Annotated in this window: 3 protein-coding genes, 1 tRNA gene and 1 pseudogene; 2 read left to right on the top strand and 3 right to left on the bottom strand. The window is 57.4% G+C overall.

All coding sequences use genetic code 11. The annotated features are described in order from the left end of the window. Positions 1 to 86: pseudogene (locus ACXJ5O_RS18710) on the top strand (Crp/Fnr family transcriptional regulator); the annotation flags it as partial. Positions 87 to 607: 521 nt separating this feature from the next. On the opposite strand, the gene ACXJ5O_RS18705 reads toward ACXJ5O_RS18710, so the two are convergent. Next, a tRNA-Pro gene (locus ACXJ5O_RS18705) sits at positions 608 to 684 on the bottom strand. Positions 685 to 879: 195 nt separating this feature from the next. Here ACXJ5O_RS18705 and ACXJ5O_RS18700 point away from each other — a divergent pair. Continuing rightward, positions 880 to 3126 carry an AGE family epimerase/isomerase gene (locus ACXJ5O_RS18700; protein ID WP_457301209.1) on the top strand — a complete coding sequence of 749 codons (2247 nt, stop codon included), beginning with the start codon at positions 880 to 882 and terminating at the stop codon, positions 3124 to 3126. A gap of 10 nt (positions 3127 to 3136) precedes the next feature. On the opposite strand, the gene betB is transcribed toward ACXJ5O_RS18700, so the two are convergent. Together betB and ACXJ5O_RS18690 are read right to left on the bottom strand one after the other, a co-directional pair. Further along, positions 3137 to 4600, bottom strand: coding sequence for a betaine-aldehyde dehydrogenase (gene betB / locus ACXJ5O_RS18695; RefSeq protein ID WP_457301208.1), 1464 nt, complete (start codon positions 4598 to 4600; stop codon positions 3137 to 3139). A gap of 28 nt (positions 4601 to 4628) precedes the next feature. Continuing rightward, the coding region (locus tag ACXJ5O_RS18690) for a GMC oxidoreductase (protein ID WP_457301207.1) at positions 4629 to 4988 on the bottom strand (360 nt) is incomplete at its 5' end.

Below are 4988 nucleotides of genomic sequence, written 5' to 3'. Positions count from 1 at the left end.
AGCGTAAGGTAATCGACGGAGCTCAAGGCAAGATTCACATTCTCAACCGCAAAGCGCTCGAGGCCTATGCGTGTGGCGCGACTTAGCTACACCAGCCGCCCGTTATCGCACGCGGAAATTTGAAACGTTTGTTGATTTAAAAGAACAATCTATCGGCCTGTCACACCGGAAGTTTAACAGTGCTATCGGTGATGCGTGGGGAGGTTAGTCGATCAACCATATAGCAAGACCAAATCCAATTAAGAGTCCCCAGAATAAGCTAGTCGGCATCCGGCGCTCGTCGCGCTTTCTCAGTTCGGTGATTTCCTGGCGAAGAGTGTCCTGAACCACCGATGACACGAATTCGTCCCTCTCCATTTTCTCCCCTCCCTTTTTATTATTATAGGACGTTCGACGGCTGCCGCCAAGCGAGCGATGCTATGGCGGGGCCCTTGAGATGCGGCGCTAGTCACGCAATTCTCTGGATACAATCTATTGGCAATACTATGCATGAAAACAGTCGGCACATTGAGCCACATTTCGTTCCACATTTCGCGCCGGCGCATCCAATCTGTGGGGATATCTGTGGGGTGAATGCTTCTGAGAAATCGAAAGCTCAGGTTTTCACTGGTCGGAGTGAGAGGATTCGAACCTCCGACCCCGTCGTCCCGAACGACGTGCGCTACCAGGCTGCGCTACACTCCGTGACCAGTACGCGGGGTATATAACGTCCGGTTTCAGCGCCTGCAAGTTGTTTCCTGCGCCCCTTTTTAATTAAGGCGGCGGGAACTCGAGGTCACATGTGAAACTGCCGATTTATGCACTGTGATCAGGGAGGAAAGTCTAGTATCCATTCGAAAAGCAAAGTTTTGAGGCACTAGAGCAGCGGGAATGCGATCGATGGCGGCAAAAAAGCAAAAAATCATCAGCTTTGTCATGAGCGGCGGTGTCGGTTCGCGGCTCTGGCCGCTGTCGCGCGAAGATTTCCCCAAGCAATTCCACAATATTTCCGGGCAGGGCTCAATGCTGCTGCGCACAGTCAAGCGAATGGGTGCCCGGATCGAAGGGAGTGCCGTCCCGGTTTACCTGCTGGCCTCGGAGCGTCATTCGGACCACATCAACCAGGATCTCGCTGGGATCGACCTTGGCGGCGGCCGGCCTATCCTTGAACCGATGGGCCGCAATACCGCGTCCGCAGTTGCACTGGCAACGGAGATAACGTTGCGCGAGCATGGCGATGAACTCGTGCTCGTGGTTCCGTCCGATCACGAGATAACCACCGATCGGGATTTCTGGAACACCATCGAATCCGGTATTAGCGCCGCCAATGAAGGCCGGATCGTCGTCTTCGGTATCCAGCCGGATCGCGCAGAAACCGGATACGGCTATATCGAGACCAGTCTGCAGACCGGCGATATTCGCGACGTCGTGCGTTTTGTCGAAAAGCCAAACGAAGAGACTGCGAAACAATATCTGGAATCGGGGAATTTTCTCTGGAACRCCGGCATTTTCTTCTTTCGGGCCAGTGTCATGCGCGACGTCTTCAAGTCGCATGCCGCCGAAATCTGGGACGGCGCGATTGCCGCGCTCGACAAGGCGGATACGAACATATCCGGCACGTATCTGCCGCATGACCTTTACGCCGCTGTGCCATCCATTTCGGTTGACTATGCCATCATGGAACGGGCCTCGGACATTGCACTCGTTCCGGCAAAATTCCGCTGGAATGATCTTGGTTCCTGGCAATCCCTTTTGGAAGTCGGTTCCGTCGATGGCAACGGCAATGTGATTGTTGGCGATGTGGTGGCGATCGATTGCGAGCATAGCTATCTGCGCAGCGATGGCCGTCTGCTTTCCGCAGTCGGGCTGCGCGACACGGCTGTGGTCGCCACGGCGGATGCCACTTTCGTTGCGCCGGTTAGCGAGAGCCAGAATGTTCGCAAGATTGTCGAGCAACTCGAGAAAACCGGGCGGCTGGAGACCAAGTTCACGCCCGCACAAGACCGGCTTCCGCATGTCGGTGCGTATGGCAACCGTGTCCGTCACTGGCTCTTCGATGAAACACTGCCGCTATGGTCTACGGTGGGTGTCGACGACAGACATGGTGGGTTCCACGAGGCGCTTTCCTTCGATGCGATTCCCATCAAGAAGACCAAGCGCATGCGTACGATGGCCCGGCAGATCTACGCATTTGCCGTGGCGCATGAGATGGGCTGGGATGGACCTGCCAACGCGCTGATCGACCACGGAATCAGCTACATCAAGAAGGGCCGTACGGATCGCGGCGGCTGGACAAAGACATTCAACGAAGACGGCAGCGTTTTGGATCCCACCGAGGATGCCTATGATCAGTCGTGTGTATTGCTAGCATTGGCCCATGCACACAAGGCGGGGCACAAGGAGGCATTGGCGCTTGGTACCGAAACCTTTGTGTTTATCGACGATTATCTGGCCGACGCCCGCCTGACGGGCTTCCTCGAGACACCGGGCGACACGGGCCTGCGGCGGGCCAACCCGCATATGCATCTGCTTGAAGCTTTCCTCGCCTGGCATGAAGCGACCGGCAATCGCGACTATCTTCAAAGGGCCGCGCGAATCGTTGATCTCTTCCGGCACCACATGTTCGATGCCGAAACCTGGACGCTGGGCGAATATTTCAGCAATGACTGGTCCCGCGCACCCGGCGAACAGGGGGAATGGACGGAACCTGGCCATCATTTCGAATGGGCTTCGCTCCTGTCCGACTTTGCTCGGGTTACGGGTCAAAAAGATGTCATGCGCTATGGGCGCAAACTCTATGCGTCGGCGATCGCGAACGGTCTCAACCGCTCGACAGAACTTGCCTACAATGCTGTGTCGCGTCACGGTTTGCCGCTGGACACCAATTCACGCAGCTGGCCGCAGACTGAAGCCGTCAAGGCCGCCATCGCGCTCGATGGCAATGGGGGACCGGACTTGAAGCCTGAGGTGGAAGCGAGGGTAGGCCGTCTCTTCCGCTGGCATATAGAACCTGCACCAAAGGGGCTATGGATCGACCTCATCGATGAGACGGGAAAGGCCAAAGCCGAAGACGTTCCGGCTTCGATCTTCTATCATCTGGTATGCGCGCTGACGCAATACGTGGCTTACGTCGGCAAGAAGCCTTAGGAGCCTGACCCTAGTAAGGGCTCTCTACCTTGCCGGTTTCGACATAGACCGACTTGATCTGGCTGTAATGATAAAGCGCGGCAAGGCCGTTCTCGCGGCCAACGCCGGATTGCTTGAAGCCACCGAACGGCATTTCTACCGGTGCAAGATTATAGGTATTGATCCAGCAAGTGCCTGCCTTGAGTTGGCTGATCACGCGGTGCGCGCGCGACAGGTCCTTGGTGAATACCCCCGCCGACAGGCCGAACTCCGTATCGTTGGCGCGGGCAATAACTTCGTCCTCCTCTTGAAAATCAAGGACTGCCATGACGGGTCCAAAGATTTCCTCGCGCGCGATGACCATGTTGTCAATTACGTTGGTGAAGATGGTCGGTTCGACGAAGCATCCGCCCTCGAAACCCTGCATCTGAGGGACGCCGCCACCGAAATGCAGCGTCGCACCTTCGGCCTTGCCCTTTTCGATATAGGACACGACCTTGTCGCGCTGGGAAGCGTTGACCAGTGGTCCGAGGTGAATGTCCGGATCGAGCGGATCCCCGAGGCGAATGGCCTTGGTGCGCGTGGTCAGACGGTCAAGGAACTGATCCTTGATGCCGCCCTGTACGAAAACGCGCGTGCCGTTGGAGCACACCTGGCCGGTTGAATAGAAATTGCCAAGGAGTGCACCACCGACTGCATTTTCCACGTCGGCGTCGTCGAAAATGATCAACGGAGATTTGCCGCCGAGTTCCATGGTTGCGTGCTTCATATGCGATCCGGCCTGTGCCAGCACGCGCTTGCCTGTCGGAACCGAGCCGGTCAGCGAGACCTTGGCGACGAGCGGATGATCGACCAGCTGCGAGCCGACATCGCCAAAACCCTGCAACACGTTGAACAGACCATCGGGCAGGCCAGCTTCCTTGTAGACTTCAGCCAAGGCAAGGGCCGACAGCGGTGTGTTTTCGGACGGCTTGAAGATCATGGCATTGCCGGCAGCAAGCGCCGGTGCCGATTTCCAGCCTGCACCCTGAATCGGATAGTTCCACGCGCCGATGCCGACGCAAACGCCCAAGGCCTCGCGGCGCGTGTAGGCATAGGATCCGCCAAGCTCGATCATCTCGCCATTGAACCCGGCGATGATGCCGCCATAGAATTCCAGTGCATCGGCAGCGGATGCGGGATCGGCAACGAGCGTTTCCTGAATAGCCTTGCCGGTATCGAGCGTTTCAAGTTCAGCGATTTCGGCATTGCGGGCGCGCAGGATATCGGCGGCGCGGCGCAGGATGCGGCCGCGTTCCACCGGCTTCAGCGCAGCCCAAGCTGGTTGCGCGGCGGCGGCAGCCTGCACCGCCTGCTCGATCAGCGCCGGTGTCGCGCCAAAGAGCCTGGCGATGATTTCGCCCGTTGCGGGATAAATCACATCAAGCGGCTTGCCGTCCTTGTCTTCGACGAAGCGGCCATTGATGAAATGCGATGCCTTTGGCTGCGCGCGCATGGTGTTCTCCTAAGTTATTGTTTGTAGCCTAGCGGTCACTCACCTGCCAGCGCGGATTGATCCATGGCTCCTGATTGGAGCGAGGCAAGGGATCGCGGTCAAGAATATGGTCGGAAGCCTTTTCGCCGGCCATGATCGAAGGGCCATTGAGGTTGCCATTGGTAACGCGCGGGAAGATCGAACTATCCGCAATACGAAGACCTTCGACGCCTATCACCCGGCACTGCGGATCGACCACCGCCATCGGATCGTTTGCCGAGCCCATTTTACAGGTGCCACAGGGGTGAAAAGCGCTCTCTGCGTGTTCGCGCAGGAAATCATCGATCTCATCATCCGACTGCACATGCGCACCCGGGGAAATCTCCTTGCCGCGATAGGGATCAAGCGC

It is taken from the genome of Phyllobacterium sp. P5_D12 (assembly GCF_054049495.1).
The sequence above is the reverse complement of the archived record's forward strand: the minus strand, read 5'-3'. Positions and strand labels throughout refer to the sequence as shown.